Here is a 25,353-nt window from a genome sequence, read left to right on the forward strand (position 1 = left end):
TCAGAACTTCTGGCCCAGCTGGTCGGCCACTTTGCGCACCGCGAGGTCCACGGCTTCCTGGGTCGCTTCGCGCTTGGCGCTGGTTGACTGCAGGGTGCCCGAGCTCGACTGGATTTCGCTGGAGCCCCGAAAGGATTCAGAGGCCGAGATCGGACCCGAGGTCCAGATCAGGGCGTTGGTCTTGGTGCTGAAAAAGGTGACCACCATCTGAATGCTGGCCGCTGACTTGAGGGTCACGTCATCGCGGCCCTTCAGGGAGTCGGAGGTGCTGTAGGATCGCACGTCGATGTTGACCGTGGCCTCGGCCTCGTCCCGGCTGACCCATGTCACGTTGCCGCGGCGGGTCAGTTCGTCGCGCAGGCTGCTTCTGAGCATGGGCTCGATCCATGTCTCGGTGGTCGGGTTGGTGACCTTGTCCAGATAGAGGCGCGTGCTGTCCTGGGGCAGCTGGATCGGAGCCCGGGCAGTGAGCTGATACCCGCATGCGGGCAGCAGCAGGGCGATGCAGAGCACCGCCCACACGAGGCTACCTGACAACCACGTTGACCAGTTTTCCGGGAATGACGATTGTTTTGACAATTGTTTTGCCCTCGATGTGTCGTGAGACGTTTTGATCGTTCATGGCCTGAGTCTCGATTTCTTCCGAGGTCGCATCCGCCGCCACCGTTATCTGGCCGCGAAGCTTGCCGTTGACCTGCAGAACCACGGTCACCTCGTTGGTCTTGAGGGCTTCGGGGTCGTGCGTGGGCCAGGGTTCGGCGGCCAGGGTCCTGGTGTATCCCATGCGGTTCCAGACCTCTTCGCAGACGTGCGGAGCGATGGGTGACAGGGTCACCAGCAGGGAAGAGATGGCCGATGACAAAAGGCGCGGGCCGTGCTTGCTTCCGCGCAGGTCGTCCTTGGTCGCGTAGAGGGTGTTGACCAGCTCCATCATGGCGGCAATGGCCGTGTTGAACTGGAACTTGTTTTCAATGTCGCGTTCCACCCTGCGCACGGTGTCGTGTTCCTTGCGGCGCAGCTCGGCCGCGGCCTCGCCGAGCATACCGTCCACGCTCACGCATGTGCCGACGGGGGAGAGGATGTCATCGAGTTCGTCCACCAGCCGCCACAGGCGGTTCAGAAAGCGGCTTGAGCCTTCGATGCCCTTGTCGTTCCATTCCAGATCCTTTTCCGGCGGAGCGGCGAAAAGGCAGAACAGGCGAACGGTGTCCGCTCCGTACTTGGCGATCATTTCGTCGGGGTCGACCACGTTGCCCTTGGATTTGGACATCTTGGAACCGTGCAGCAGGACCATACCCTGGGTCAGCAGGTTCTTGAAGGGTTCGTCGTGGGTGAGGTAGCCTTCGTCGCGCAGGGCCTTGACGAAAAAGCGCGAATACAAAAGATGCAGGATGGCGTGCTCGATGCCGCCGATGTACTGGTCCACGGGCATCCAGTAGGCGACCTCCGCCGGATCGAAGGCCACGGTTTCGTTGCGGGCCGAGGTGTAGCGGGCGAAATACCAGGATGACTCCACGAAGGTGTCCATGGTGTCCGTCTCGCGACGGGCGGGCTTGCCGCAGGTCGGGCAGGCGACGTTCACAAAGCTTTCGCAATCCGGCAGGGGAGAGCGACCGTCGGCGTTGACCTTGACGTCCAGGGGCAGTTCCACCGGGAGCTGGCTTGCCGGCACGGGCACGATGCCGCAGTCATCGCAATAGATGACCGGGATGGGCGCGCCCCAGTAGCGCTGGCGGGAAATGTTCCAGTCGCGCAGGCGATAATTGACCGTGGGCTTGCCCAGATCCCGGGCCGCGAGCATGTCCACGATGGCCTTCTTGGCCTCTTCGTTGCCCATGCCGTCGAACTGTCCCGAATTGGTCATTATGCCGGGGTCGGAATAGGCCTCGGTCATGGTCTTCGGATCAAGACTCATGTCCTTGGGATTTATGACCACCTGCACGGGCAGCTTGTACTTGGCCGCGAATTCGAAATCGCGCTGGTCGTGAGCCGGGACGGCCATGACCGCGCCCGTGCCGTAGCCCATGAGCACGAAGTTGGCCACGTAGATGGGCATTTCACGACCGTTCAGGGGATTGATGCAATACCGTCCGGTGAAGACGCCTTCCTTTTCCAGGTCGTCGGCGGTGCGGACGATGCGGTCCATCTTGGCGATGCGGTCCACGAATTCGCCGACAGCGGCTTCCTGAGCGGTTCCGGCGACGAGTTTCTGCACCAGCGGATGTTCCGGAGCCAGGCTCATGAACGTCGCGCCGAAGAGCGTGTCGGGACGGGTCGTGAATACGGGGATCTGTTCGTCAAGGCCCTGGACCTTGAAGGATATCTCGGCGCCGATGCTTTTGCCGATCCAGTTGCGCTGCATGGTCAGCACGCGCTCTGGCCAGCCCTCGGTCAGCTTGTCCAGATCAGCCAGAAGCTCCTCGGCGTAGTCGGTGATGCGCAAGAACCACTGCGAAAGCTGTTTTTGCTGCACTTCGGAATCGCAGCGCCAGCACAGGCCTTCCTCGACCTGCTCGTTGGCCAGCACCGTGTGGCAGCTCGGACACCAGTTGACCGGAGCGTTCTTGCGGTAAACCAGCCCTTTTTCCAGGAACTTGAGGAAGAATTCCTGTTCGAAACGGTAGTATCCGGGGTGACACGTCGCGATTTCCCGATCCCAGTCGTAGGAATAGCCCAGGCGTTTGAGCTGGGTGCGCATGTAGGCGATGTTTTCGTAGGTCCACTTGGCGGGGTGGGTGTTGTTCTTGATGGCCGCGTTCTCGGCAGGCAGGCCGAAGGCGTCCCAGCCCATGGGGTGGAACACGTTGAAACCCTGCATGCGTTTGTAGCGGGCGACCACGTCGCCGATGGAATAGTTGCGCACATGTCCCATGTGGATGCGTCCCGAGGGGTAGGGAAACATTTCCAGGACATAGTATTTTTCGCCGTCCCGGGACATGTCGGTTCGAAAACAGGCCTGGTCTTCCCATGCCTTTTGCCATTTTTCCTCGATCTGCTTGAAATCGTAATGCCTCATGCTGTCCTCAAGATTCCGTGTTGCCGGACTGAATTGTCTTGTGTTCATTGCGCTGGGCACCTTTGGCCGCGGCGTCGAGCACTCCGTTGACGAAGGTCTTGGAGTTGTCGTCCCCGAAATCCTTGGCCAGTTCGATGGCTTCGTTCATGGCCACCTTGATGGGGATGTCGGGGCAGAAGAGCATCTCGAAGAGGGAGAGCCGCAGGATGGTCAGCTCGACCTTGGCGATGCGGTTCAATTTCCAGTGCTGCGAGTGCTTGGTGATGATCTCGTCGATGCTGTCGTAATTGTCGAACACGCCTTCGACCAGAGTCCAGGCATAGGAATCCTGGCGCTCCATGTCGAATTCCTCTTCGGTCCAGAAATTGTCGAAGGACTTGATGAGGGAGTCCTTGGACATTTCCCGGCCGAAAACCAGCGAATATATGACCTGAAAGGCGAAGCGGCGTTGATGCCGACGGTTGTGAGTCACGGATTTCCCCTAGATCTGCTGCAATACGCGCAGGGTTTCCAGAACCGCGGACGCGGCTTCGACGCCCTTGTTTCCGCCCTTGCTGCCGGCGCGTTCGATGGACTGTTCCAGGGTGTCCGTAGTCAAAAGGCCAAAGCCGATGGGTACGCCGGTGTCCATGGACACGTGGGCGATGCCCTTGGTGGCCTCGCTGCAGACATAGTCGAAATGGGGTGTGGCGCCACGGATTACCGCGCCCACGCAGACGATGGCGTCCGCCTTGCCGCTCCTCGCGACTTTCTGGGCCACCAGGGGCATCTCGAATGCTCCGGGCACGCGGATGAGGGTGATGTTCTCGCGGGTGGCTCCGTGACGAAGCAGATAATCCACGGCCCCGCCGATGAGGCGATCGACGATGAAGTCGTTGAAGCGGCTGGCGATGATCGTGAACTTTTGATCCTGGGCCTGCATCTGGCCTTCGATGGTCTTGATGTGCAGCATGTCTACTCCCTTAAAAAAAATTATTTGTTTTCGGCTTCAAAATGCAACAGATGGCCGAGTTTTGAATGCTTGGTGTGCAGATAGCACTTGTTGTCGTCGCAGGCCGGAATTTCGATGGGCACCCGTTCCACGACTTTCAGGCCGTAGCCCTCCAGGCCGATGATCTTCTTGGGGTTGTTGGTCATGAGCCGCATGTGCTTCACGCCAAGATCGACCAGGATTTGCGCGCCCAGACCGTAATCGCGCAGATCGGGGGCGAAGCCCAGTTCCAGATTCGCTTCCACGGTGTCGCGACCCTCGTCCTGCAGGTGGTAGGCCTTGATCTTGTTGCCAAGGCCAATGCCGCGGCCTTCCTGACGCATGTACAGGATGACGCCGGCGCCTTCGTCGTTGACGATCTGCATGGCCCGCTGCAGCTGGCTGCCGCAGTCGCAGCGCATGGAGCCGAACACGTCGCCGGTCAGGCATTCGCTGTGCACCCGGACCAGCACGGGGTTGTCCTCGGAGATATCCCCCTTGACCAGGGCGATGTGCGTATGGGCGTCGATGTCGTTCTCGTAGGCCACGATGGTGAAATCGCCGTAGCATGTGGGCATGCGCGCCTCGGCCACGCGGCGGACCAGGGAGTCCTTGCGGGAGCGGTAGGCGATGAGATCGGCGATGGTGGCGATCTTCATGTCGTGCTCTTCGGCGAATTTCCTGAGGTCTGGCATGCGCGACATGGTGCCGTCGTCGTTCATGATCTCGCAGATGACGGCCGCGCCCTTGAGTCCGGCCAGGCGGGCCAGGTCCACGGAGCCTTCGGTCTGTCCGGCGCGAACCAGGACTCCGCCGGGCTTGGCGCGCAGGGGGAAGATGTGGCCGGGGGTGGCCAGATCCTCGGGGGTGGTCTCGTCGGCCACGGCGGTCTGGATGGTCAGGGCCCGGTCATGGGCCGAGATGCCCGTGGTCACGCCCTGCTTGGCCTCGATGGACACGGTGAAATTGGTGCCAAACTTGGAGGTGTTGCGGCGCGCCATGAGGGGGAGTTCCAGCTTGTCGACCAGTGCCGGCTCCAGGGCAAGGCAGATGAGGCCGCGTCCGAACTTGGCCATGAAATTGATGGCATCGGGAGTGACCATTTCGGCGGCGATGGTCAGATCGCCTTCATTTTCCCGGTCTTCGTCGTCGACCAGGATGATCATCTTCCCGGCCTTTATTTCCTTGATGGCCTCTTCGGCCGAACATTTGTGCATCTTTTTCCTCGTTTATGGGCTGTCGGACTGGAGTGACGATCAAAAACCGTGTTCTTTCAGAAAATCAGGGGTGATGGCCGATGGAGTTCCCTTGGGGCGACCTTCGCTCCAAGGATCGAGCATGCGCTGCACATACTTGCCGATGACATCGGTCTCCATGTTGATCCGTCGTCCCTGCGTCCAGTCCGAAATGGTTGTCTCCCGTTGCGTGGCCGGGATGATGTTTACTTCCAAAAAACCCTGACCGCAATCGTTGACTGTCAGGCTGATCCCGTCCAGGGCCACGGAACCCTTGGGGATGACCTGGGCCGAGTAGGGAGCGGGGAAGCCCAGACGGTAGATCCGGGACTGGCCTGCCTGCCGGACGGTCAGCACCTCGGCCAGGCAATCGACATGGCCGGAGACGATGTGTCCGCCAAGGCGGTCCCCCACGGCCAGGGCCCGCTCGATGTTGACCACCGAGGAGATGCCAAGGGCGCCAAGGTTGGTCACGGACATGGTCTCGCCGGAAGCATAGGCCGTGAACCAGCCTGTTCCGAAAGTTTCCACGGTCAGACAGACCCCGTTCACGGCGATGGATTCGCCAAGGGCGTAGTCGGTCAGGGTAAAGTCCGGGCGGATCTTGAAGCGGGTTTCGCCGCCGCTTCGGTCCATGCCCGCCACCCGGCCAAGGCCCTGGATGATTCCTGTGAACATTCCTACTCCTTTGCTCGCAGCCTGAGATAGAGATCGGTATCGAAAAATCCCTGCTCCACGGTCCGAAATTCCCAGCAGTCCTGCATGGAAAGGGCCTTGCGTCCGGCAAATGCCGAGCGGGCCTCTTCGTCGCCCAGAACCTTCATGGCCTGAAAGATGCGCAGTTCGTCGACCAATCCCTGCCTTTGCATGGATCCGGCCAGGTGTCCGCCGCCCTCGGTCAGGGTGTACAGGCAACCCTTGTCACTGCGCAGCAGTTGCAGCCCCGCGCCAAGGTCCAGGGTCTCGGGCTCGGATTTCAGGAAGGGCAGTCCCCAGACCGTGACGCCAAGGTCCGCAAGCTGCGCGGCACGCCCGGAGCGGCTTTGGGCCTCGGTAGTCCAGAATACGGTCTGGCCGGGCCGGGCGGACAGAAGATGAGAGCCTTTTGCCGGGTCCGGCAGTTCGCGGGAAACGATCACGGCCAGGGGCTGCGGGCCATCGTATCCGGGCAGCCGGCAGGTCAGCATCGGGTTGTCGGCGCGGAACGTGCCGCCGCCGACGATGACCGCTCCGCACCAGGTCCGCAGCCGGTGCACTTCGCGGCGCGAGGCTTCTCCGGAGATCCAGGCCGCTTGGCCGTCGCGGGTGGCGATCTTGCCGTCCAGGGTGGTGGCCAGCTTGAGAATTGAGTACGGACGGGCAGTGGTCTGCCAGATCAGAAAGTCGGCGATGAGATCCTTGCATTCCTGTTCGCGAAGACCCGTGCGCACCCTGACGCCCCCGTCCAGCAGACGATCGGCCCCGCCTCCGGCCACGGAACGGTTGGGATCGGTACAACCGATGACCACCTCCCCGATTCCGGCTTCCAGGATGGCCTGGGTGCAGGGAGGCGTCTTGCCGTGATGGTTGCATGGCTCAAGGGTGACGTAGAGGGTGCATTCGCTCGGATCAATGCCCTTGGCCCGTGCGTCGCGCAGGGCCTCGACCTCGGCATGAGGCTGTCCGCAAGCCGTGTGCCAGCCCTCGGCCACGGCTTCGCCGCCGCGCACCAGCACCGCGCCGACGCAGGGGTTGGGCGCCGTGCGCCCACGTCCCTTTTCGGCCAGGCGGATGGCCCGGTCCATGAAAACGCTTTCGTCACGCATCGGCGGGCTTCTCCAGCCGGGAATATGGGATTTTAGCTTCGTCCAGCATCTCCCGGGACATTTCGTCGGGGTAGCCTTCGGCGAAGTAAATGGCTCGCACCCGGCAGTTGATGAGCATTTTTGCGCAGAGGATGCACGGCTGGGTGGTGCAGAAGATGTCTGCGCCCTCGATGCTTACCCCGTGGATGGCGGCCTGGATGATGACGTTCTGTTCGGCATGTAGGGCGCGGCAGAGTTCGTGGCGCTGGCCGGAGGGGATGCCGAGCTTTTCGCGCAGGCAGCCGAGTTCAAGGCAATGGGTCAGTCCGGCAGGCGCACCGTTGTAGCCCGTGGCCAGGATGCGCTTGTCCTTGACGGCCAGGGCCCCGACTTTTCGCCGCAGACAGGTGGAGCGTTCGGCCACCAGGTAGGCGATGCTCATGAAATATTCCGGCCAGGGGATGCGGTTGTCCATGGTCACCTCTTTGGAAATGAATCAACCACAGGGCCTGCAAATCGGCCCTGTGGTTGGAGAAAGGCGGTAGAGAAAAGCGTGGTCTACCAGGCGAAAAGCGGGAACTGGCCCGCGAATTTCTCCACGTCAAGCCGGATCTCGGTCAGTCTGGACTCGTTGTCCAGATTCTCGAGGATGGCGACAATCCATTTGGCCACCTTGCGCATGTCGTCGCTCTTCATGCCGCGCGTGGTCAAGGCCGGTGTGCCAAGACGCACCCCGGAGGTGACGAAGGGCGAGCGGGTCTCGAAGGGCACGGTGTTCTTGTTGACGGTGATGCCGCCCTTGTCGAGGCCGATCTCGGCGTCCTTGCCGGTGATGTCCTGGGCGGTCAGGTCCACCAGCATGAGGTGGTTGTCCGTTCCGCCGGAGACAAGGTGGTATCCCGCGTCGGTCAATTCCTTGGCCAGGGTGGCGGCGTTGTCGAGAACCTGCTGCTGATATTCCTTGAACTCGGGGCGCAGGGCCTCAGCGAAGGCCACGGCCTTGGCCGCGATGACGTGCATGAGCGGTCCGCCCTGGATGCCGGGGAAGATCTGGGAGTTGAGGGTCTTGCCGAATTCCTCGGAGCTTAAAATCATGCCGCCGCGAGGCCCGCGCAGGGTCTTGTGCGTGGTCGTCGTGGTGTAGTGGGCGTGCTTGATGGGCGAGGGGTGCAGATCCGTGGCCACGAGCCCCGCGATGTGAGCCATGTCGACCAGCAGCTTGGCTCCGACGCTGTCGGCGATGGCCCGAAAGCGGGCGAAGTCGAGGGTGCGCGGGTAGGCGCTGGCACCGGCGATGATCAGCTTGGGCTGATGTTCCTTGGCCAGGGCTTCGATTTCGTCATAGTTGATCTGGCCGGTTTCCTTTTCCACGCCGTAGAAGGCGGTCTTGAACAGGCGGCCCGAAAAATTGACCGGGCTACCGTGAGTCAGGTGACCGCCGTGGGACAGGTTCATGCCAAGGATGGTGTCGCCCGGTTCGATGACGGCAAAATACGCGCCCATGTTGGCCTGGGAGCCCGAATGGGGCTGGACGTTGGCGTACTCGGCTCCGAAAAGCTGACGGGCACGCTCCATGGCCAGGTTTTCGGCCATGTCCACGAACTCGCATCCGCCGTAATAGCGCTTGCCCGGATAGCCTTCGGCGTACTTGTGGGTCATGACGCTGCCCATGGCGGCGCGAACCGCAAGAGAGGTGAAGTTCTCCGAGGCGATGAGCTCGAGTTTGGTGATCTGGCGGTTGGTCTCCAGCTGGATAGCCTTGGCTATCTGCGGATCCTGGCGGGTGAGTTCGTCCATGGCGGTGTCTCCACTCTGTTGAGCCGCGCTGTGGCGGCAAATCGTTATTTGAAACTGCGCAGGATAACGGAGGCATTGGTGCCGCCGAATCCAAACGAGTTGCTGATGCCGTATTCCAGGTCCATTTCCCTGCTGGCGCCCGGCGTGTAATCCAGGTCGCAGTCCGGGTCCGGGGTGTCCTGATTGATTGTCCCGGGAATAATGCCCGTGGTCAGGCTCATGGCCGTGAATACTGCCTCGGCACCGCCGGCAGCGCCAAGCAGGTGCCCGATCATGCTCTTGTTGGCGGTGATGGGCATCTTGTAGGCGTGAGCGCCGAAGACGGCCTTGATGGCCTTGGTTTCGGTCTTGTCGTTGAGCTTGGTCGATGTGCCGTGCGCATTGACGAAGGTGATCTGTTCCGGTGCCAGTTCGGCATCCCGCAGGGCGCACTTCATGGCCTGGGCCATGCCCGTGCCGGACTCTTCGGGAGCGGCGATGTGGTATGCGTCTCCGGAAGCCCCGTAGCCGACTACCTCTGCGTAGATTTTGGCTCCGCGCGCCTTGGCGTGTTCAAGCTCTTCAAGCATGAGCAGGCCCGCACCCTCGCCGATGACGAATCCGGTCCGGTCGGCGTCAAAGGGACGGCTGGCCTTTAGCGGTTCGTCGTTGCGGGTGGACAGGGCCTTCATGGCCGTGAAACCGGACACGCCCATGGGCGTGATCGTCGACTCCACGCCGCCGGTGATGCAGGCCTTGACCCGGCCAAGCTTGATGTCGGAATACGCATAGCCGATGGCGTGCGTGGCCGAGGCGCAGGCCGAGGTAGTGACCAGGTTCGGGCCCTTGGCGCCGGTGTGGATGGAGATCTGCCCCGAAGCCATGTTCGCGATGAGCATGGGTATGTAGAAGGGGGAAATCCTGCCCGGACCGGATTTGAGCAGCTTGCTGTGGAAGTCCTCGATGGTGGACAAACCGCCGAGTCCGCAGCCCAGGAGCACGCCCACTTCGGGGGCCATGGTTTCATCCATGACCATGGCGCAGTCTTCCATGAGTTGCTTGCCGGCAGCCACGGCGATCTGGACAAAACGGTCCATGCGCTTGGCATCCTTGACCCCGACATAATTCGTCGGATCGAAATTTTTCAGTTCCCCTGCGATCTTCGTGTCGAACTCGGAACAGTCAAAGAGAGTGATGGGACCAATGCCGCAGACTCCGCCGACAAGGTTGGTCCAGCTCTCTTCAAGGGAATTGCCAATGGGGGTCATGGCCGCAAGGCCTGTAACGACAACGCGTTTTCCAATCATGATCTTCTCGAAAAGTTAGGACTTGCAAGGCGAAACGTTCCGCCCGGCTGTGCATGAAAAAAAAGGTACCCCAGACGGACCGGGGTACCGTGTCATGGCGACGATACGGGTCCTAGGACTTGGACTTGATATAGTTGATGGCGTCCTGGACGGTGGCGATCTTCTGTGCGTCTTCGTCATCGATTTCGATGTCGAATTCTTCTTCCATGGCCATGATCAGTTCGGTCAGGTCCAGGGAATCGGCGCCCAGGGACTCCACAAAGGAGGACTCAAGCTTTACTTCTTCCGCGGAAACGCCCAGCTGTTCGACCACCAGTTCTTTGACTTTTTCTTCAATAGACATTTTAATCCTCCAAAGTGTGTATTCGTACGTAAAGTGGAATCAGGCTACAGATACATGCCGCCATTGATTCCGAGCACCTGACCGGTGATGTATTCAGCCTGGTCGGATGCCAGATAGGCCACGGCGTCGGCGATGGTTTGCGCCGAACCGAGGCATCCCAGAGGAATGCGTTCGAGATATTTTTCCCGCACGTCCTGGGGGAGAGTTTCAGTCATGTCGGTCTCGATGAACCCCGGCGCGATGGCGTTGACGGTGATGCCGCGCGAGCCAAGCTCAAGTGCGGCGGCCTTGGTCAGCCCGATGAGGCCGGCCTTGGACGCGCAGTAGTTGGCTTGTCCGGCATTGCCCATCTGCCCCACGACGGAGGAAATATTGACGATGCGCCCTTTTCGCTGCTTAAGCATGATCTTGGCTGCCTGTTGCAGGCAGACGAAGGCTCCGGTCAGGTTGATCTGGATCACCTGTTCCCACTGCTCGCGCTTCATGCGCATGATCAGGCCATCCTTGGTGATGCCGGCATTGTTGACCAGGAGTTCAAGGCTGACCTTGTCCTTGATCTGCGCGGCAAAAAAATCGGCCACGGCGTCCCAGTCGCTGGCGTCGAGTTGAAAGCCCCGGGCCGCGCCGCCAGCGGCCGCGATTTCGGCGCACACTGCTTCAGCCAGTTCCGGTCTGCTTACGTAGGTGAAATAAACCTGGTACCCCAAGCCTGCAAGTTTTTTTACGATCGCCTTGCCGATCCCTCTTGTGCCGCCGGTGACCAAGGCGGTCCTGACCAGTTCGCTCATGATTGACCTCGTGGTTTGCTTGAAATGTGCGAATTGAGTGGTTACTCAACGACCACTAAAATTGCAACAAGGCCGATGCCCAGGTAAATCCGCCGCCAAAGGCCGTGAGCAGGACTTTCATGCCGGGCTGGATGCGGCCGCTGGCCACGGCTTCGGTCAGGGCGATGGGTATGGAAGCTGCGGAAGTGTTTCCGATCCGGTCGACATTGACGTAGATTTTTTCCGAGTCCACGTTCAATTTTTTTCCGATGGCTTCGATGATCCGGATATTGGCCTGGTGGGGGATGATGAGGTCGATGTCGTCCGTGGTCAGCCCGTTTTTCTCGAGCAGATTCGCGGAAATTTCCACCATGCAGCGTACGGCGTGCTTGAAGACGTCGCGTCCGTTCATTTCTACAAAATATTCCGGTCCGATGGTCTGGCCAAGGACCGGTTTGCACGCCGAGCCGCCACCGTGGACGGTCAGGAGGCTGCCCACGGAGCCGTCGGCCTTGAGCATGGCGTCGATGACCTTGACGCGTCCGGGGTTTGCCTGCCCGGTGACGATGGCCGCGCCCGCCCCGTCCCCGAAGAGCACGCAGGTGGTGCGGTCCTCGAAGTTGAGGCGCGAGGTGGTCACTTCACTGCCGACGATCAGGATCTTGGCGTCCGGGTACATGCAGGTGTAGGCCCGGGCAGTCTCCAGGCAATACAGAAAGCCGGAGCAGGCCGCGGCCAGATCGAAGGCCGGGATGCCCTTGAGACCCAGCATGTCTTGCAGCAGGCAGGCAGTGCTGGGCAGGTTGTAGTCTCCGGAAAATGTACCCACAAAAATATGCGTGAGGTCCTGGGCGGTCATTCCCGCGTTTTCCAGGGCATTGCATGCGGCATGGTAGGCCAGGACGGAGCAGGGCTCGTCGGCCTGGGCGAAATGTCTGGTTGCGATGCCGGTGCGCGTGCGAATCCATTCGTCGGAAGTGTCGACGATATGTTCCAGATCAGAATTCGTTACGAGTGTCCGGGGCAGGTGCAAGCCCAGTCCCGAAATGAAGCACGGTGAAGACATGAGAGGATTCCTACATTCCCTTGAGGGGGGCTGCGTCACGTTGCAAAGCTAAAGGCCCGAGGCTTCCTGCTTGAGAGCGGAGGCCTTGCCGGTCCGGGAGAATAGGCTCAGTTCCGTGTTGGCGTGCAGGCCCTCCACGAGGTAGTCGTTGGCCTTTTTTTCGACGAAAATGGCGGCTTGTTGCAGTGCGGTGGTGATGGCCCGCGCGTTGGATTTGCCGTGGCAGACAATGGCGATGCCGTTCAGGCCAAGTATGGGCGCGCCGCCGTATTCGGCGTAGTCGATTTTTTTGGCGAAACGTTTGAAGGCGGGCAGTGCGATGAGCGTTCCAAGACGCGACCAGATTGACTTCTTGAGCTCAGTCTTGAGCATGGAAGCCAAGGCCGAGCCCAGTCCTTCGCTCAGCTTCAGGGCCACGTTGCCGACGAAACCGTCGCAGACGATGACATCGGTCTCGCCGGTGAAGACGTCACGGCCCTCGACGTTGCCGACAAAATTGAGAGAGGAGCCCTTCAGCAAGGTAAAGGCGTCCTTGGTCAGGCTGTTGCCTTTGCCTTCTTCCTCTCCGATGCTCAAGATGCCGACTTTCGGACTGGGTATGTCCAGCACGCAACGGGCCAGCACTTCGGCCATGAGGCCGAACTGGACCAGATTGTACGGCTTGCAGTCCGCGTTGGCGCCCACGTCAATGAGCACGATGGGTTTTTTGAGGGTTGGCATGATGGAGGCCAGCGCCGGTCTGTCCACGCCGCTTATGCGCCCGAGGATGAACATTCCGCAGGCCAGGGCCGCTCCGGAGTTTCCGGCAGTGACCACTCCATGGGCCCGGCCTTCACGCACAAGGCGAAAGGCCACCTGCATGGAGCTGTCCTTCTTGCGCCTGAGCACATCAGAGGGCTTTTCTGCCATGCCGGCCACCTGGGTGGTGTGCACGATTTCGAAACGCACGTCCGCATGGGCGTGCCTGTCCAATTCCTTGCGGATGGACGGTTCGTCGCCCACAAGGATGAGCCTGACCCCAGTCTCACGGGCAGCCGCGAGGGAGCCCGGAATGTTTATTTCCGGGCCGAAGTCTCCCCCCATGGCGTCCACGGCGAGACAGATGTCTTTAGGCATCTGCAGCCTTGGTGTACTGGCGTCCCTTGTATTTGCCGCAACCGGGGCAGATGCAGTGGGACAGGCTGGCTTCGCCGCATTCGCAGTACACGACGTTGGGGATGGCGACGTGGTCATGGGAACGACGCATGTTTCTTCTGGACTTGGATGTTTTCTTCTTGGGCAATGGCATGATGGCACCTCTATCTTGAAAGCGATCTAATTGGTTTTGATTTTAAGGCCTTGCAACGCTCTGGCCAAGGGCGATTGGCTGTCCGGGTTGCTGCAGGCGCATGATTCCAGGTTCCTGTTTTTTCCGCATTGCGGGCATAGCCCCAAACACGTGTCGGCGCAAAGTATTTTTTCGGGCAGGGCCAGCAGGAATTCTTCCCACAAAAGGCCCGTCGCGTCCAACTCCCAGCCTGTGTCGATGTTGCGCAGGTGGCTGGGCTCGTCATCGATCAGGTCCACGTCCTCGTGGGCTTCAAAGGTGTCGAAGTCGTGATCGATGACCACTTCGGCATCTTCAAGGCATCGGTGACACACGGTTCTGACGGTGCCGCCGATATGGCCCTGAATCAGGTATCCGTCCGGCTGGGGGACGATGCTCAGCGTGGCCGAGAGAGGCGTGACGACTTCCATGTCATAGTGGAACTCCTGCCAGAGCTCACGCCAGACGTCCTGGTCGTCAAATGAAAATTCCCGACCTTGTGCCGGGAGATTCGTCAGTCCAATCCAATGTTCAACCATGTGTGCACCTCGAAACGGGACGTGTATATGGGGATTCTTTTTCCTGTCAAGGATTTTTACTTGCCATCCCCGGCGTCCGGATATATGGGTCCAAATTCCTCTGGCGGCAAATCATGATCATGGCCGGCCGGAAAGTCTCGGAGCTGCCAGGCCATGACAGCTTAAGATATCAAAGCACTATTTTAGGAGGACGTTATGTCAAAAGTTTGCGATATTTGCGGGAAGGGCCCTCAGGTCGGCAACAATGTCAGCCATGCCAACAACAAGACCAAGCGGCGCTTCATGCCCAATCTTCAGTCTGTCCGCGCTCAGCTGAAGTCCGGCGAAGTGAAGCGGATGAAGGTCTGCACCCAGTGCATTCGTTCCGGTGCCGTGAACAAGCCTGCAGTCAACTAGGCTTCCCCGTTTTTCAACAAAAAAGGCGACCATGAGTCGCCTTTTTTGTTGCCTGCCGTCCTACTTGGCCAACTGTTGGTTGACAAACTCCCAGTTGACCAGCTTGTCCAGAAAATCCTGCAGATAATCGGCCCGTCGGTTCTGGTAATCAAGGTAGTATGCGTGCTCCCAGACATCGGCGGTGAGCAGGGCCTTGGCGCCATGCACCATGGGCGTGTCGGCGTTGCCGGTCTTCATGATCTCGAGCTTCCCATCCTTTTCCACCAGCCAGGCCCATCCGCTTCCAAACTGGGTCATACCGGCTTCCTTGAAGGCCTTGGCGAAATTTTCGTAGTTGCCGAATGCCTTGTCGATGCCTGTCGCCACGGCTCCGGTGGGTGCTCCGCCACCGCCGGCCTTCATGCAGCGCCAGTAGAAAGAGTGGTTCCAGACTTGGGCCGCGTTGTTGAAAATGCCTGCCTTGGAGGGATCGCCCGCCGTGGCCATGACAATTTCCCGCAGCGTCTGTCCTTCGAAATCCGTGCCCGCGATCAGCTTGTTGGTGTTGTCGATGTAGAGCTGATGGTGTTTGCCATGATGAAAGTCAAAGGTCTTGGCGCTGATGCACGGGCTTAAAGCGTCCTTGGCGTAGGGGAGATCCGGGAGCACGAAGATCATACAAGCCTCCTATTTAATGTATAGAACGTGATGCCAATCCGAGCGCGATTCCTGCCCGGAGAGCGGGCAGGGCGTGGAAATTGGAAGGTAGTTCAAAGTGAATCAATGACAGTAATCTGTCAACAGGAGGACGCGAAAATGTGTGCTCACTTCGAGGCGTGATCAGTACAGGACAAACTTGGCCAGGCGGCCGTCAAGGCCACCGTTCTTGAGGGGTTTTTTCCATTCCGGCTTCAGGCCGATGCATTTGAGCCAGGCCCTGTCCCCGAAGTAGACGTACGCCGTGGAGCCGGAGCACTGCCGCTTCAGGTGATCTCCGAACATCTTGAACCACGGGGCCATGTCTTCGCTTTTGCCCAGCCGGATGCCGTAGGGGGGATTGCAGATGATGGTCGTGCCGGTCATGTCGCTCCGCTCGAAAAAGTCCCGGCGTCCGACGATCACCTCATCCCCGCCGGGCAGCCTGGACATGTTGGTCCGCGTGGCTTCCACCGCGACGGGGTCGATGTCGCTTCCGCGCAGGTCGGCTTCAAGCTCCACGGTGGTTTCGGCGGCGAGTTCCAGATCCCAGAGCCGGGGGTTGAAATCAGGCAGCCGGTTGAAGCCGAATTTGCGGCGCAGCAGTCCGGCCGGCAGGTTGGTGGCATGCATGAAGGCTTCGCACAGAATGGTCCCCGAACCGCAGAGTGGATCAATGAGGGGGGATTTGCCGTCCCAGCCGCTCATGCGGATAATCGCCGCCGCCACGGTTTCGTTCATGGGCGCTTCCACGCTTTGCACGCGGTAGCCGCGCCGGTGCATGGACCCGCCGGAGACGTCAAGGCTGATCGTGCCCACGTCTTCGTGGATGTGCAGATGCAGCCACAGGTCCGGGTCGCGGGGGTCGACGCTGGGCCTTATGCCCGTGTGATCCCGGAACCAGTCCGCCACGGCGTCTTTGAGTTTCAGGCCCGCGTACTGGGAATGGCCGATGGCGCTCTTGGAGACGTTGGCGAAGATGGCGAAAGTCTGATCCGCGTTCAGAAAGTCCGTCCAACGGATGGCCATGCCTGCGTTGTATAGATCCTGGTCCGCCGGGCATGCGAAACGCGCCAGCGGAGCCAGCACGCGCGAGATCAGTCGCGCGCGGTAAACGATGCGGTAGAGAGTCCGGGCAGAGGCCTTGAAGTGCACGTAGCGAAAGCCGCATACGCAGTCGGTGGCCCCGAGTTCCTGCAGTTCGGTCTGGGCCAGATTCTCGATGCCGTCCGCCACTTGGGCGGTATAGGTGTTGTGAAGCTGATAGTCGTACATGGAGTGGACCTTGTGGACGAGATGGACGAGATGGACGAGGTGGACTCGTCCGGCAGGTCTGGAAAAGGCCCGGTTTCCCGGGCCCATGATTACAGGGTCAGGGCCTTGCGGAAACGTTCCAGGGTGCGCTCGCGCCCAAGAACTTCCATGGTTTCAAAGAGGCCCGGGCTCATGGTCGTGCCGGTGATGGCCACACGAATGGGCTGGGCCAGCGCCTTGAACTTGAGACCTGTCTCTTCCAGATAGGCGTTCACCATTTCTTCGAGGCCCTTGTGGTCAAAGGCCGGCAGCGCTTGCATGCGTTCGGCCAGGACAGCAAGATGCTCCCGTGTTTCGGGAGTGAGGAATTTGGTCACCGCCGCCTCGGCGTACGGCAGGCTCTGGGCATCATGCAGGAAAAAAGTCGCCTGCTCAGCCATTTCCTTGAGGGTCTTGGCCCTGGACTGGAAAAGGGGCACGATGGCCTCAAGATAGTCCCGTGCCGGTTCAAAGTCCGTGGTCTGCCGGATCATTTCGTCCAGCAGGCCCGCGAGCCTTGGCACATCGCCGATCTTGATGAAGTGGCTGTTGGTCCAGTTGAGCTTGTCCATATCAAAGACCGAGGCCGATTTGCCAAGGCCGTCAAAAGAGAATTTCTCCAGCAGTTCGGCCATGGTGAAGAGCTCGTCATCACCGTGAGACCAGCCCAGACGCACCAGATAACTGAGCATGGCCTCGGGCAGGTAGCCAAGATCCCTGTACATCATGACCGAGGTCGCGCCGTGGCGCTTGCTCATCTTTTTCTTGTCGGGGCCAAGGATCATGGGCACGTGGCCGAACTTGGGCAGCGGAAAGCCCAGCGCCTCGTAGATGAGGATTTGCTTGGGCGTGTTGTTCTGGTGGTCGTCGCCACGCAGGACGTGGGTGACGCCCATGAGCGCATCGTCCACGACCACGGCCATCTGATAGATGGAGGAGCCGTCGGCCCGGCGGATGATGAAATCGTCCATTTCCTGCACATCCCAGGCGATGGGACCCTTGACGGTGTCGTCAAAAACCACCTTGCCCGAAAGGGGAGTCTTGAAGCGGACCACCCGCCCCGGACCGGGCCCAAGACCCAGCTCCCGGCACTTGCCGTTGTATTTGGGTTTGAGTCCCGCGGCGCGGGCCGTCTCGCGCATCTCTTCAACTTCTTCGGGCGTACAGGAGCAGTAGTAGGCCTTGCCCGTTTCCACGAGCTTGTCCACGTAGCTGTTGTAGAGGTCGCCGCGCTCGCTCTGAAAATAGGGGCCTTCGTCGAAATCAAGGCCCAGCCAGTGCATGGCGTCAATGATGGCGTCGGTCATTTCCTGGGTCGAGCGGGCCTGGTCCGTGTCCTCGATGCGCAGGATGAACTTGCCGCCGTTCTGGCGGGCGTACAGATAATTGAAAAGCGCCGTGCGGGCGCCTCCGATATGCAGATACCCCGTGGGACTGGGGGGGAAACGGGTCACTATTTGAGTCATGTTGCTCTTCCAAAAAAAACGGCGAAAAATACGCCGGCTGGTCCCGCACCCGGACCTTTCGGCCTGGCGGCGTGGGATGAATGTTGCGTATGAAATATGCGGCCGGATTTTTCCGGTCGGGTGTCCTGGTCCGGCTAGACGGCTTCGACGGCCTTGACGCCGGGGACCATCTTCTTGACGGCGCGTTCGATGCTGCTCTTGAGCGTCATTTGCGACATGGGGCAGCCCTTGCAGGCTCCGGTCATGCGCACCTGCACGATGCCGCTGGGCAGAATGTCCACCAGTTCAACGTAGCCGCCGTCGGCCTGCAGAATTGGGCGCACGGTATCGAGCGCCTTTTCGACCTGGTCTCGCATGGCTTGCTCCGGGGCTGGCGCATCGGAAACAGCGTCAGCCGATCTCGATCATTCTTCGAAAAGAAGGCCCGCCATCAGCTTCTCAGGATCGCGCCGTTCGGGGACGGTTTCCTGGGGGACGCTTCCTTCGTTCCATTCCTTGGAAACGTAAAGCCCGCAGTAACAGGCTCCGAATTCGGCCACATCGGGCTCGCGGTACACGCAGGGGCAGAGAATGTCCTGATCCAGTTCGCGCTTGCCCGAAGCCAGGCGGCAGGGGCAGGCCATGTAGCCATATCGTTCGCGGTTGATCAGCAGACTTTCCATGAGGTCAAGAACAAAAGCCTTGTCCTTGTTGAAGAAATAGCCTTTGGCTTCCTGCAGGGGCCGCAGTTTTTCGTAAAGTTCTTCGGGAGTCATCATCTCTCCAGCGCTTCTTTGATCTGATCCTGTTTGAACCCGACAATGGCTTCCTCGTCCACGAGCAGGGTCGGAAAGGACAGCTTGGGATTGATTTTCTTGATGGCTTCGATGATCTGCTTGCGCTCATCGCCTTCGAGCTTGTCGACAAAGACGCAGTCGTATTTGGCGCCGCAGTCGTCGAGGTATTCTTTGGTTTTCTTGCAATGAATGCAGGTGCTTAAGGCGTAGAGTGTGATGGCTTTGTCAGGCATGGATCCTCCTTGCTATGTCGTGGGCGTTGCGATAGCCCTTGGCCGTCTCTTTGATTGGGATGCTATAAAGATTAATCGCCCCGCCGTCCACGCCGGGATGGGGGGCTTGGTGCAAGGGTTTTGTGATTTTAGCTGGTCCGTGCCGTTGAGGGGAGCATTGAATGGATATCCTGGTTTTTGGTGGCGCCGGTTTTATCGGCAAACACCTTTGTTCGCGTTTGGTCCGCCAGGGGCATCGAGTGCGTGCTTTCAACAAGCCGCCTTGCTCCGGAAATTGGCCCGATATCGCTGGCGTCGAGTGGTTGCCTGGAGATTTCACCAATCCGGTGGAGACGGCTTCTGTTCTGGATGGGGTAGAGGTCATCTTCCATCTTGTCAGCACGACGTTGCCAAAAAGCTCCAATGACGATCCCGTCCTCGACCTGAAGGAAAATGTAGCGAGTACCCTGCATCTTCTTGACAGCGTTATTAAGATTAAGAGGCCGCCGAAGATTGTTTTTATCTCATCCGGAGGAACAGTCTACGGTATCCCTAAGCAAATTCCAATATCCGAAAATCATCCCACAGATCCAATCTGTGCTTATGGAGTCGGTAAACTTTCCATTGAAAAATATTTACTTTTATATCGCTATCTTCATAATCTTGACTATCGCGTTTTGCGGATGGCAAATCCCTATGGGGAATACCAGCCAGTTCATTCAGGGCAAGGTGTTATTCCGGTTTTTTTGAATAAAGCGTTGAAAGGAGATGTTCTGGAAATTTGGGGTGATGGCTCAGTCATACGAGACTACATTTACATTGGTGATGCCATAGATGCTGCGATCAAGACCATGAATTATGAGGGAGATCAAAGAATATTCAACGTCGGTAGCGGTCGTGGATATAGTCTGAATGATCTGATTCATATGATCGGCGAACTGCTTGAGCAGCGAATTGCCTGTCACTATTTTCCCGCGAGGCCTTTTGACGTACCTGTCAACGTTCTTGATATCACTCTTGCAAAAAACGAATTGGATTGGTCCCCTGGCACACCATTGCATGTCGGACTGCGAAAGATGCTGACATACATGAAGAGCTGCCTGGATTAAAGGGGCAAATCAGATACTCGATTATTGCTTGGGTGGACGGGTTGCATGGCCTATCCACCAGCGTTCCAGCCAGAACAGCAGCACCGCCAGCCAGACCATGCTGAATCCCGTGAACTGGGTGCGGGAGAAGGGTTCGTGGTACATGAAGACGCCGATCAGGAACTGGATGGTCGGTGCGATGTATTGCAGGATGCCGATCATGGACAGCGGGATGCGATGCGCGGCGGCTGCGAACATGACCAGGGGCGCGGTGGTGACCACGCCCGCGCCCATGAGCAGCAGGTCCGAGCCGGCGCCTGCATGCAGGAACGCGCCCACGCTCGAGAGTTCGCTCCAGCCAAGCCAGGCCAGGGCGGGGGCGAGGAGCAGACCCGTCTCCAGGGTCAGGCCTTCAAAAGCGCCGAGCGGCGCCTTTTTTTTGACCAGCCCGTAGAGGCTGAAGGTCACGGCCAGGGTCAAGGCGATCCAGGGCAGGCGGCCGTAATCGAAGGTCAGGTAGATCACGCCCGCCGCAGCCAGTCCCAGGGGCGCCCATTGCAGGGGCCGCAGCCTTTCGCGCATGAAGAAGACGCCAAGCAGCACCGAGAGCAGCGGATTTATGAAATATCCAAGGCTCGCCTCCACGATATAGCCCGCGTTGACGCTCCAGACATAGATGAACCAGTTCACGCCAATGAGCAGGCTGGCCAGGACATAGCTGCCCCACACCGAAGGGCACAGGCTGCTGCGTAATCTGGCGATGCGCCGGGTCAAGACCAGAAAGATGGCCAGGACCACGAAGGACCAGGTGATGCGATGGCAGAGTAGCTGGGCTGTGGGCACGTGGCCCAGAAGCTTCCAGTAGATGGGCAGCATGCCCCAGCTGGCGTAGGCTCCGATGGCGGCGAGAATCCCCGGGTTCATGCTGCTTTCCCCTTGGCGGAACGGATGGAGGACATGAGTGACCTCTGTGGCGTCTAGCGCCAGTCTATGTGGTTTGGTCCGAGCTGCTTCATCTGGGTTTGCACCCATTGCGCCCTTTGCCGTAGAGAGGAAGACGGGCGGGCCGCCGAAAATCTTTTTGGATTCGGGAGCACCGAGGCCAGAAGCGCGGCCTCGCGGGTGGTCAGTCCGGCCGGAGTCTTGCCGAAGAACCGTTTTGCCGCGGCTCCCACGCCGTAGGTGCCGTCGCCGAATTCGGCGATGTTCAGATACACTTCCAGAATTCTATCCTTGGACCAGAGAAGTTCGATCAGCACCGTGAGGCCTGCTTCCAGGGCCTTGCGGACATAGCTGCGCCCGGACCACAGAAAAAGGTTTTTGGCCGTCTGCTGGGAGATGGTGCTCGCCCCACGGACTCCCTGACTTTTTTTGTTGTGCTCCACGGCCCGCGCGATGGCATCGACGTCGAAGCCGAAATGGTTCGGGAAGTTCTGATCTTCCGCCGCCACCACGGCCAGCGCCATGTGCCTCGGGATGCGCCGCATGGGCGTCCATTCATGCATTACGGCGGGACCGGAGGCCATGCCCAGCATCCGTTCCACCTGGCAGGTGATTATGAAGGCGCTGGTGGGCGGCGGCACGAAGCGCAAGATCAGGATGACGGCCACGATTCCCGGCAGAATCCAGCCGGCGACTTGCAGGACGCGGCGAAGCGCCCCCCCTGATGCGGCGTGCTTCTTTGCGGCTGTGCGCGGCTGGGCACGCCGGGGGCTGGAAGTGGTTGTCTTGCGTGCCATGTTGGAGCTAGTGAATTTGAAGTGAAGGGCGGCGTACCCGGCCACCGCTTGTGCGCCGGTGTCATGCCAAAGTCAATCCGCCTTGCGATCCGTTAAACAAAGGACGAATACATGAATCATAGCCACAATGAAACTCTGGCCACCATCCACGCACGGCACAGCATCCGTCAGTTCGCGCCGCGCGACCTGTCCGAGGACATGGTCATGGCCATGCTCGACGCCGCCAATCAGGCTCCTTCGGCGCACAACCGTCAGTCCTGGAAGTTCGTCATCCTGGAAGGGGAGGCGAGGAGCAATCTGGCCGAGCTGGTCTCTTCGGCCTCCAAGACATTCCAGAAACCGGCCTCGTCGCTCTTGCGCATGGCCGCACGCAGCATCGCCTCGGCTCCGGTGACCATCGCCGTGATCAACACCGGCGACCTGATAAGTCATGGTACGGAGCTTTTTCATGTCGATCGGGAGATGGGTTTTGACTTCTTCCGCACCATGGAGATCCAGAGCTCGGCCGCGGCCGTGGAAAACCTGCTTCTGGCCGCGACGTCCATGGGACTTGGAGCGGTGTGGCTTGGCATCCTGTACCTGATCAAGGACGAGATTCTGACCTTTCTGCAGGAGCCCAAGGGGGAGTTCATGGCCGTCATTCCCGTGGGTCATCCCGTGCGGCCGACCCAGGGGCCAAACAAGAAGCCTCTTCAGAACGTGATCAAGAAAATCTGAACTTCGCAAGGGGGAAGGGCGCATGGCGAAAACGCGCATCGAGACCGACAGCATGGGATCAATCGAGGTGCCGGAGGATCGCTATTGGGGCGCGCAGACCCAGCGCTCCCTGAAGTACTTCCGCATTGGCGGCGACCTCATGCCCGGGGAGATCATTCACGCCTTGGGCATCCTCAAGCTTGCCTCGGCGCAGGCCAATCTGGAGCTTGGCAAGTTGCCCCTTCGCCTGGCCGAACCCATCATGGCGGCCTGCCATGAGGTCGTGGACGGGAAACTGGCCGGGAATTTTCCCCTGCATGTCTGGCAGACGGGCAGCGGCACCCAGACCAACATGAACGTGAACGAGGTCGTCGCGAACCGGGCCATCGAGCTGCTCGGCGGGACGCTTGGCAGCAAGACGCCCGTGCATCCCAACGATCACGTCAACATGTCCCAGTCATCCAACGACACCTTCCCGGCGGCTATGCACATCGCGTCGGCCCTCATGCTCACGGGCGAGGTGATTCCAGCCGTGACGGCCATGCATGGCGAGCTGGAGCGCAAGGCCAGGGAGTGGGACGGCATCGTCAAGATCGGGCGCACCCATCTGCAGGACGCCGTGCCCATGACCCTTGGTCAGGAGTTTTCGGGGTACGCGGCCCTGCTGGAGGACAATCTGGAGCGGCTGCGCGGCTGCCTGCCGCATCTGTATCGGCTGGCGCTGGGCGGGACGGCGGTGGGCACGGGCCTGGGCGCGCACCCGGATTTCGCCCGTGTGGCCACGGCCGGGATTGCCGGGCTGACGGGCCTGCCCTTCGTGCCCGCCCCGAATTTCTTCGCGGCCCTCTCGGCCCACGACGTGGTGGTCATGACTTCGGGAGCCCTGAAAACCCTGGCCGGTTCGCTGATGAAGATCGCCAACGACATCCGCTGGCTGGCCTCGGGTCCGCGCGCGGGGCTGGGCGAGCTGATCCTGCCTGCCAACGAGCCCGGCTCGTCCATAATGCCCGGCAAGGTCAACCCGACCCAGTCCGAGGCCATGACCATGGTCTGCGTGCAGGTCATGGGGCTGGACGTGGCGGTGGGCATGGCCGGCTCCCAGGGCAATTTCGAGCTTAATGTATTCAAGCCCGTCATGATCTTCAACCTGCTGACGAGCATGCGCCTTTTGACCGATGCCTGCGCGAGCTTCACCGCCCACGCGCTGGCTGGCCTTGCGCCCGACGAGACGGTCATTGCCAGACATGTCGGGAATTCGCTCATGCTGGTCACGGCCCTCTCGCCGGTCTTGGGCTACGACAAGGCCGCCGAGGTGGCGCACAAGGCGCATGTGGAGGGCACAACCCTGAAGGAGGCTTGTCTTGCGCTCGGTTATCTGGACGGAGACGCCTTCGACAGCCTGGTCCGCCCTCTGGACATGGCCAGACCCCACGGCATCGGGTGAACCGGCGCGCAGTTCACACGCTTGCGCCGGACCCGGGTCATGGCGTTGAATGATTTAACAATACGGTATTATTCTGTTTTTTTGCCGCCAAGCTCCGCCAGCCGGATATACTTCTGGAAGGCGTAGAAAAACGAGTTGACCGCCAGCACGAATCCGGCCTTGCCGTCCAGAAATCCCCGCCTGAAGAAATAGATCTTCATGAACCTGGCCAGCCCGTGGCCGATCGCCGTGGCCACGCCCGCCCGCTTGCCCTTGGCGTGCATTTCTTCGGCGGCGATCTGCGTGTAGTAGTTTATCTTTTCCACATGCTGCTTCAGGTTTTCGTAGGGATAGTGGATGATGTCTCCGGCCAGGCGCCGGGTCTTCCCTTTTGTTTCAAACCCGTAGTGCGGCCCGGAGACATGCACGCCCGTGTCGGCCAGCTTGAAGACGCGGGGCAGCAGGTCCGGATACCAGCCGCTGTGGCGCAGGAAGCGGTCGAAATAGTAGGACGTGCGTGGGCAGAGAAAGGCGCTCATGTCCGCAGGGTCCCGGAGCGCCTGGATAACGGACGCCCGCAGCTCATCGGACAGGATCTCGTCCTGGTCCAGGGAGACCACCCAGGGCGTGGCGATGTGTTCGAAGGCGAGCTCGAACTGCTTTTTGGGCCCGGGCCAAGGGTTGACCAGCACCTGGGCTCCGTGGGCGGCGGCGATGTCCGCCGTTGCGTCCGTGCTGCCGGAGTCAACGATCAGGATCCGGTCGCAGAAATCCAGGGACGCGAGGCATGCGTCGAGATGTCTTGCCCCGTTCAGGGTCAGGATCAGGCCTGTCACTTCCGGCTTAGCCAAGGCCTTTCTCCTCCAGTCCGCGCAGGATGGACTCGAACACGGCGTCCGGATTCCGGCCCGCGTCCACGACCAGGAAGCGGCCCCGGTGCAGTGCGGCCCAGGTCAGATAGCCTTCGCGGATGCGGGTGTGAAAGGCCATACTCTCGGCTTCGAAACGGCCCTCGGTGGCGGTCTTGTTGTCCAGCATGTTGCGGGTCAGGGCGCGCTTCAGGCCGATCTCCGGCTCCACGTCCAGAAGGATCGTCACGTCCGGCCAGAGTCCTTGCACGGCCACGTCGTTCAGGTGATGCAGAAGGCTCGGGTCAAGGCCGCGTCCGTAGCCCTGGTAGACCACGGTGGAGTCGGCGAAGCGGTCGCAGATCACGGTCCTGCCGTCTTCCATGGCTGGCCGGATGACCGAGGAGACGTGCTGGGCGCGGTCGGCCAGATACAGGAAAAGCTCGCTGGTTGAAGACAGGTCGCTGTTCTTGGGGTCGAGCAGAATGCGCCTCAGCTCCTTGCCCAGACGGCTGCCGCCGGGTTCAAGAGTGTGCAGGACATCGTGTCCCTGGCGCACGAAATGTTCGATGAGTTTTTTGCACTGCGTGGATTTTCCGCAGCCCTCCATGCCTTCAAAAGTAAGAAACATG

Annotated in this window: 30 protein-coding genes; 4 read left to right on the plus strand and 26 right to left on the minus strand. The window is 60.1% G+C overall.

Translation table 11 applies throughout. The features are described 5' to 3' along the window. The 16 genes from lptE to H4684_RS01580 all read right to left on the minus strand — a co-directional run bounded on the left by lptE (nt 1) and on the right by H4684_RS01580 (nt 14,109). Entirely contained in the window at nt 1-522 is a 522-nt protein-coding gene (gene lptE, locus H4684_RS01505; protein ID WP_192622597.1) for an LPS assembly lipoprotein LptE, read from the minus strand. 4 nt (nt 523-526) lie between these two features. Then, nucleotides 527-3,016 (minus strand): leucine--tRNA ligase, encoded by a 2,490-nt coding sequence (gene leuS / locus H4684_RS01510; RefSeq protein WP_192622598.1) that lies wholly within the window; start codon nt 3,014-3,016, stop codon nt 527-529. A 7-nt stretch (nt 3,017-3,023) separates the two neighbouring features. Continuing rightward, nucleotides 3,024-3,488 (minus strand): transcription antitermination factor NusB, encoded by a 465-nt coding sequence (gene nusB, locus H4684_RS01515; RefSeq protein ID WP_092189302.1) that lies wholly within the window; start codon nt 3,486-3,488, stop codon nt 3,024-3,026. A gap of 9 nt (nt 3,489-3,497) precedes the next feature. Further along, complete coding sequence (gene ribH / locus H4684_RS01520) at nt 3,498-3,968, minus strand: 6,7-dimethyl-8-ribityllumazine synthase (RefSeq protein ID WP_092189300.1); 471 nt, start codon at nt 3,966-3,968, stop codon at nt 3,498-3,500. Nucleotides 3,969-3,988: 20 nt separating this feature from the next. Then, entirely contained in the window at nt 3,989-5,203 is a 1,215-nt protein-coding gene (locus tag H4684_RS01525; protein ID WP_192622599.1) for a bifunctional 3,4-dihydroxy-2-butanone-4-phosphate synthase/GTP cyclohydrolase II, read from the minus strand. 39 nt (nt 5,204-5,242) lie between these two features. After that, nucleotides 5,243-5,899 (minus strand): riboflavin synthase, encoded by a 657-nt coding sequence (locus tag H4684_RS01530; protein ID WP_192622600.1) that lies wholly within the window; start codon nt 5,897-5,899, stop codon nt 5,243-5,245. A 2-nt stretch (nt 5,900-5,901) separates the two neighbouring features. After that, nucleotides 5,902-7,026, minus strand: a complete 1,125-nt coding sequence (gene ribD / locus H4684_RS01535) for a bifunctional diaminohydroxyphosphoribosylaminopyrimidine deaminase/5-amino-6-(5-phosphoribosylamino)uracil reductase RibD (protein WP_192622601.1) — start codon at nt 7,024-7,026, stop codon at nt 5,902-5,904. Continuing rightward, nucleotides 7,019-7,480, minus strand: coding sequence for a deoxycytidylate deaminase (locus H4684_RS01540; RefSeq protein WP_192622602.1), 462 nt, complete (start codon nt 7,478-7,480; stop codon nt 7,019-7,021). Before H4684_RS01540 ends, ribD begins: the two co-directional genes overlap by 8 nt. An 83-nt stretch (nt 7,481-7,563) precedes the next feature. Beyond that, complete coding sequence (gene glyA / locus H4684_RS01545) at nt 7,564-8,802, minus strand: serine hydroxymethyltransferase (RefSeq protein ID WP_192622603.1); 1,239 nt, start codon at nt 8,800-8,802, stop codon at nt 7,564-7,566. 44 nt (nt 8,803-8,846) lie between these two features. After that, nucleotides 8,847-10,088 carry a beta-ketoacyl-ACP synthase II gene (fabF, locus tag H4684_RS01550; RefSeq protein WP_092189288.1) on the minus strand — a complete coding sequence of 414 codons (1,242 nt, stop codon included), beginning with the start codon at nt 10,086-10,088 and terminating at the stop codon, nt 8,847-8,849. A gap of 112 nt (nt 10,089-10,200) precedes the next feature. Beyond that, nucleotides 10,201-10,431, minus strand: coding sequence for an acyl carrier protein (gene acpP, locus H4684_RS01555; protein WP_012805281.1), 231 nt, complete (start codon nt 10,429-10,431; stop codon nt 10,201-10,203). 44 nt (nt 10,432-10,475) lie between these two features. Next, a complete protein-coding gene (gene fabG, locus H4684_RS01560; RefSeq protein ID WP_092189286.1) occupies nt 10,476-11,219 on the minus strand; it encodes a 3-oxoacyl-[acyl-carrier-protein] reductase in 744 nt (247 codons plus the stop codon). 55 nt (nt 11,220-11,274) lie between these two features. After that, on the minus strand, nt 11,275-12,264 hold the full coding sequence (locus H4684_RS01565; protein WP_092189284.1) for a beta-ketoacyl-ACP synthase III: 990 nt from the start codon (nt 12,262-12,264) through the stop codon (nt 11,275-11,277). Between the two features lie 48 nt (nt 12,265-12,312). Then, a complete protein-coding gene (gene plsX / locus H4684_RS01570; RefSeq protein ID WP_092189282.1) occupies nt 12,313-13,380 on the minus strand; it encodes a phosphate acyltransferase PlsX in 1,068 nt (355 codons plus the stop codon). After that, entirely contained in the window at nt 13,373-13,552 is a 180-nt protein-coding gene (rpmF, locus tag H4684_RS01575; RefSeq protein WP_012805285.1) for a 50S ribosomal protein L32, read from the minus strand. The genes plsX and rpmF overlap by 8 nt, the downstream gene beginning before the upstream one ends. Before the next feature lie 26 nt (nt 13,553-13,578). Next, nucleotides 13,579-14,109 (minus strand): YceD family protein, encoded by a 531-nt coding sequence (locus H4684_RS01580; RefSeq protein ID WP_192622604.1) that lies wholly within the window; start codon nt 14,107-14,109, stop codon nt 13,579-13,581. Between the two features lie 195 nt (nt 14,110-14,304). Here H4684_RS01580 and rpmB point away from each other — a divergent pair, with 195 nt between their 5' ends. Then, nucleotides 14,305-14,505 (plus strand): 50S ribosomal protein L28, encoded by a 201-nt coding sequence (rpmB, locus tag H4684_RS01585; RefSeq protein ID WP_092189278.1) that lies wholly within the window; start codon nt 14,305-14,307, stop codon nt 14,503-14,505. A gap of 60 nt (nt 14,506-14,565) precedes the next feature. Here rpmB and H4684_RS01590 read toward each other — a convergent pair whose 3' ends face one another. The 6 genes from H4684_RS01590 to H4684_RS01615 all read right to left on the minus strand — a co-directional run bounded on the left by H4684_RS01590 (nt 14,566) and on the right by H4684_RS01615 (nt 18,948). Next, nucleotides 14,566-15,162 carry a superoxide dismutase gene (locus tag H4684_RS01590; protein ID WP_092189276.1) on the minus strand — a complete coding sequence of 199 codons (597 nt, stop codon included), beginning with the start codon at nt 15,160-15,162 and terminating at the stop codon, nt 14,566-14,568. Between the two features lie 162 nt (nt 15,163-15,324). Beyond that, nucleotides 15,325-16,455, minus strand: a complete 1,131-nt coding sequence (locus H4684_RS01595) for a THUMP domain-containing class I SAM-dependent RNA methyltransferase (protein WP_192622605.1) — start codon at nt 16,453-16,455, stop codon at nt 15,325-15,327. Between the two features lie 89 nt (nt 16,456-16,544). Beyond that, nucleotides 16,545-17,939, minus strand: coding sequence for a glutamate--tRNA ligase (gene gltX / locus H4684_RS01600; protein WP_092189554.1), 1,395 nt, complete (start codon nt 17,937-17,939; stop codon nt 16,545-16,547). A 134-nt stretch (nt 17,940-18,073) separates the two neighbouring features. After that, nucleotides 18,074-18,295, minus strand: coding sequence for a NifU family protein (locus H4684_RS01605; RefSeq protein ID WP_092189274.1), 222 nt, complete (start codon nt 18,293-18,295; stop codon nt 18,074-18,076). Between the two features lie 48 nt (nt 18,296-18,343). Beyond that, a complete protein-coding gene (locus H4684_RS01610) occupies nt 18,344-18,694 on the minus strand; it encodes a ferredoxin-thioredoxin reductase catalytic domain-containing protein (protein WP_192622606.1) in 351 nt (116 codons plus the stop codon). Then, nucleotides 18,694-18,948: a glutaredoxin family protein gene (locus H4684_RS01615; RefSeq protein WP_012805293.1), complete on the minus strand. Its 255-nt coding sequence runs from the start codon at nt 18,946-18,948 to the stop codon at nt 18,694-18,696. Before H4684_RS01615 ends, H4684_RS01610 begins: the two co-directional genes overlap by 1 nt. 161 nt (nt 18,949-19,109) lie before the next feature. Here H4684_RS01615 and H4684_RS01620 point away from each other — a divergent pair, with 161 nt between their 5' ends. Continuing rightward, on the plus strand, nt 19,110-20,036 hold the full coding sequence (locus H4684_RS01620; protein WP_092189270.1) for an NAD-dependent epimerase/dehydratase family protein: 927 nt from the start codon (nt 19,110-19,112) through the stop codon (nt 20,034-20,036). A 21-nt stretch (nt 20,037-20,057) separates the two neighbouring features. Here H4684_RS01620 and rarD read toward each other — a convergent pair whose 3' ends face one another. Both rarD and mtgA read right to left on the minus strand, forming a co-directional pair. Continuing rightward, nucleotides 20,058-20,939 (minus strand): EamA family transporter RarD, encoded by an 882-nt coding sequence (gene rarD / locus H4684_RS01625; RefSeq protein ID WP_192622607.1) that lies wholly within the window; start codon nt 20,937-20,939, stop codon nt 20,058-20,060. Between the two features lie 53 nt (nt 20,940-20,992). Continuing rightward, nucleotides 20,993-21,754, minus strand: a complete 762-nt coding sequence (gene mtgA, locus H4684_RS01630; protein ID WP_225940182.1) for a monofunctional biosynthetic peptidoglycan transglycosylase — start codon at nt 21,752-21,754, stop codon at nt 20,993-20,995. Nucleotides 21,755-21,865: 111 nt separating this feature from the next. Here mtgA and H4684_RS01635 point away from each other — a divergent pair, with 111 nt between their 5' ends. Both H4684_RS01635 and fumC read left to right on the plus strand, forming a co-directional pair. Next, nucleotides 21,866-22,471 (plus strand): nitroreductase family protein, encoded by a 606-nt coding sequence (locus H4684_RS01635; RefSeq protein WP_092189264.1) that lies wholly within the window; start codon nt 21,866-21,868, stop codon nt 22,469-22,471. Nucleotides 22,472-22,493: 22 nt separating this feature from the next. After that, complete coding sequence (gene fumC / locus H4684_RS01640) at nt 22,494-23,894, plus strand: class II fumarate hydratase (protein WP_192622609.1); 1,401 nt, start codon at nt 22,494-22,496, stop codon at nt 23,892-23,894. A gap of 68 nt (nt 23,895-23,962) precedes the next feature. Here fumC and H4684_RS01645 read toward each other — a convergent pair whose 3' ends face one another. Both H4684_RS01645 and tmk read right to left on the minus strand, forming a co-directional pair. After that, nucleotides 23,963-24,724, minus strand: a complete 762-nt coding sequence (locus tag H4684_RS01645; RefSeq protein ID WP_192622610.1) for a glycosyltransferase family 2 protein — start codon at nt 24,722-24,724, stop codon at nt 23,963-23,965. Next, nucleotides 24,717-25,352: a dTMP kinase gene (gene tmk, locus H4684_RS01650; protein WP_192622611.1), complete on the minus strand. Its 636-nt coding sequence runs from the start codon at nt 25,350-25,352 to the stop codon at nt 24,717-24,719. The genes H4684_RS01645 and tmk overlap by 8 nt, the downstream gene beginning before the upstream one ends. Nucleotide 25,353: the final 1 nt, after the last annotated feature.

The organism is Desulfomicrobium macestii, from assembly GCF_014873765.1.
GTDB classification, from domain to species: Bacteria; Desulfobacterota; Desulfovibrionia; order Desulfovibrionales; family Desulfomicrobiaceae; genus Desulfomicrobium; species Desulfomicrobium macestii.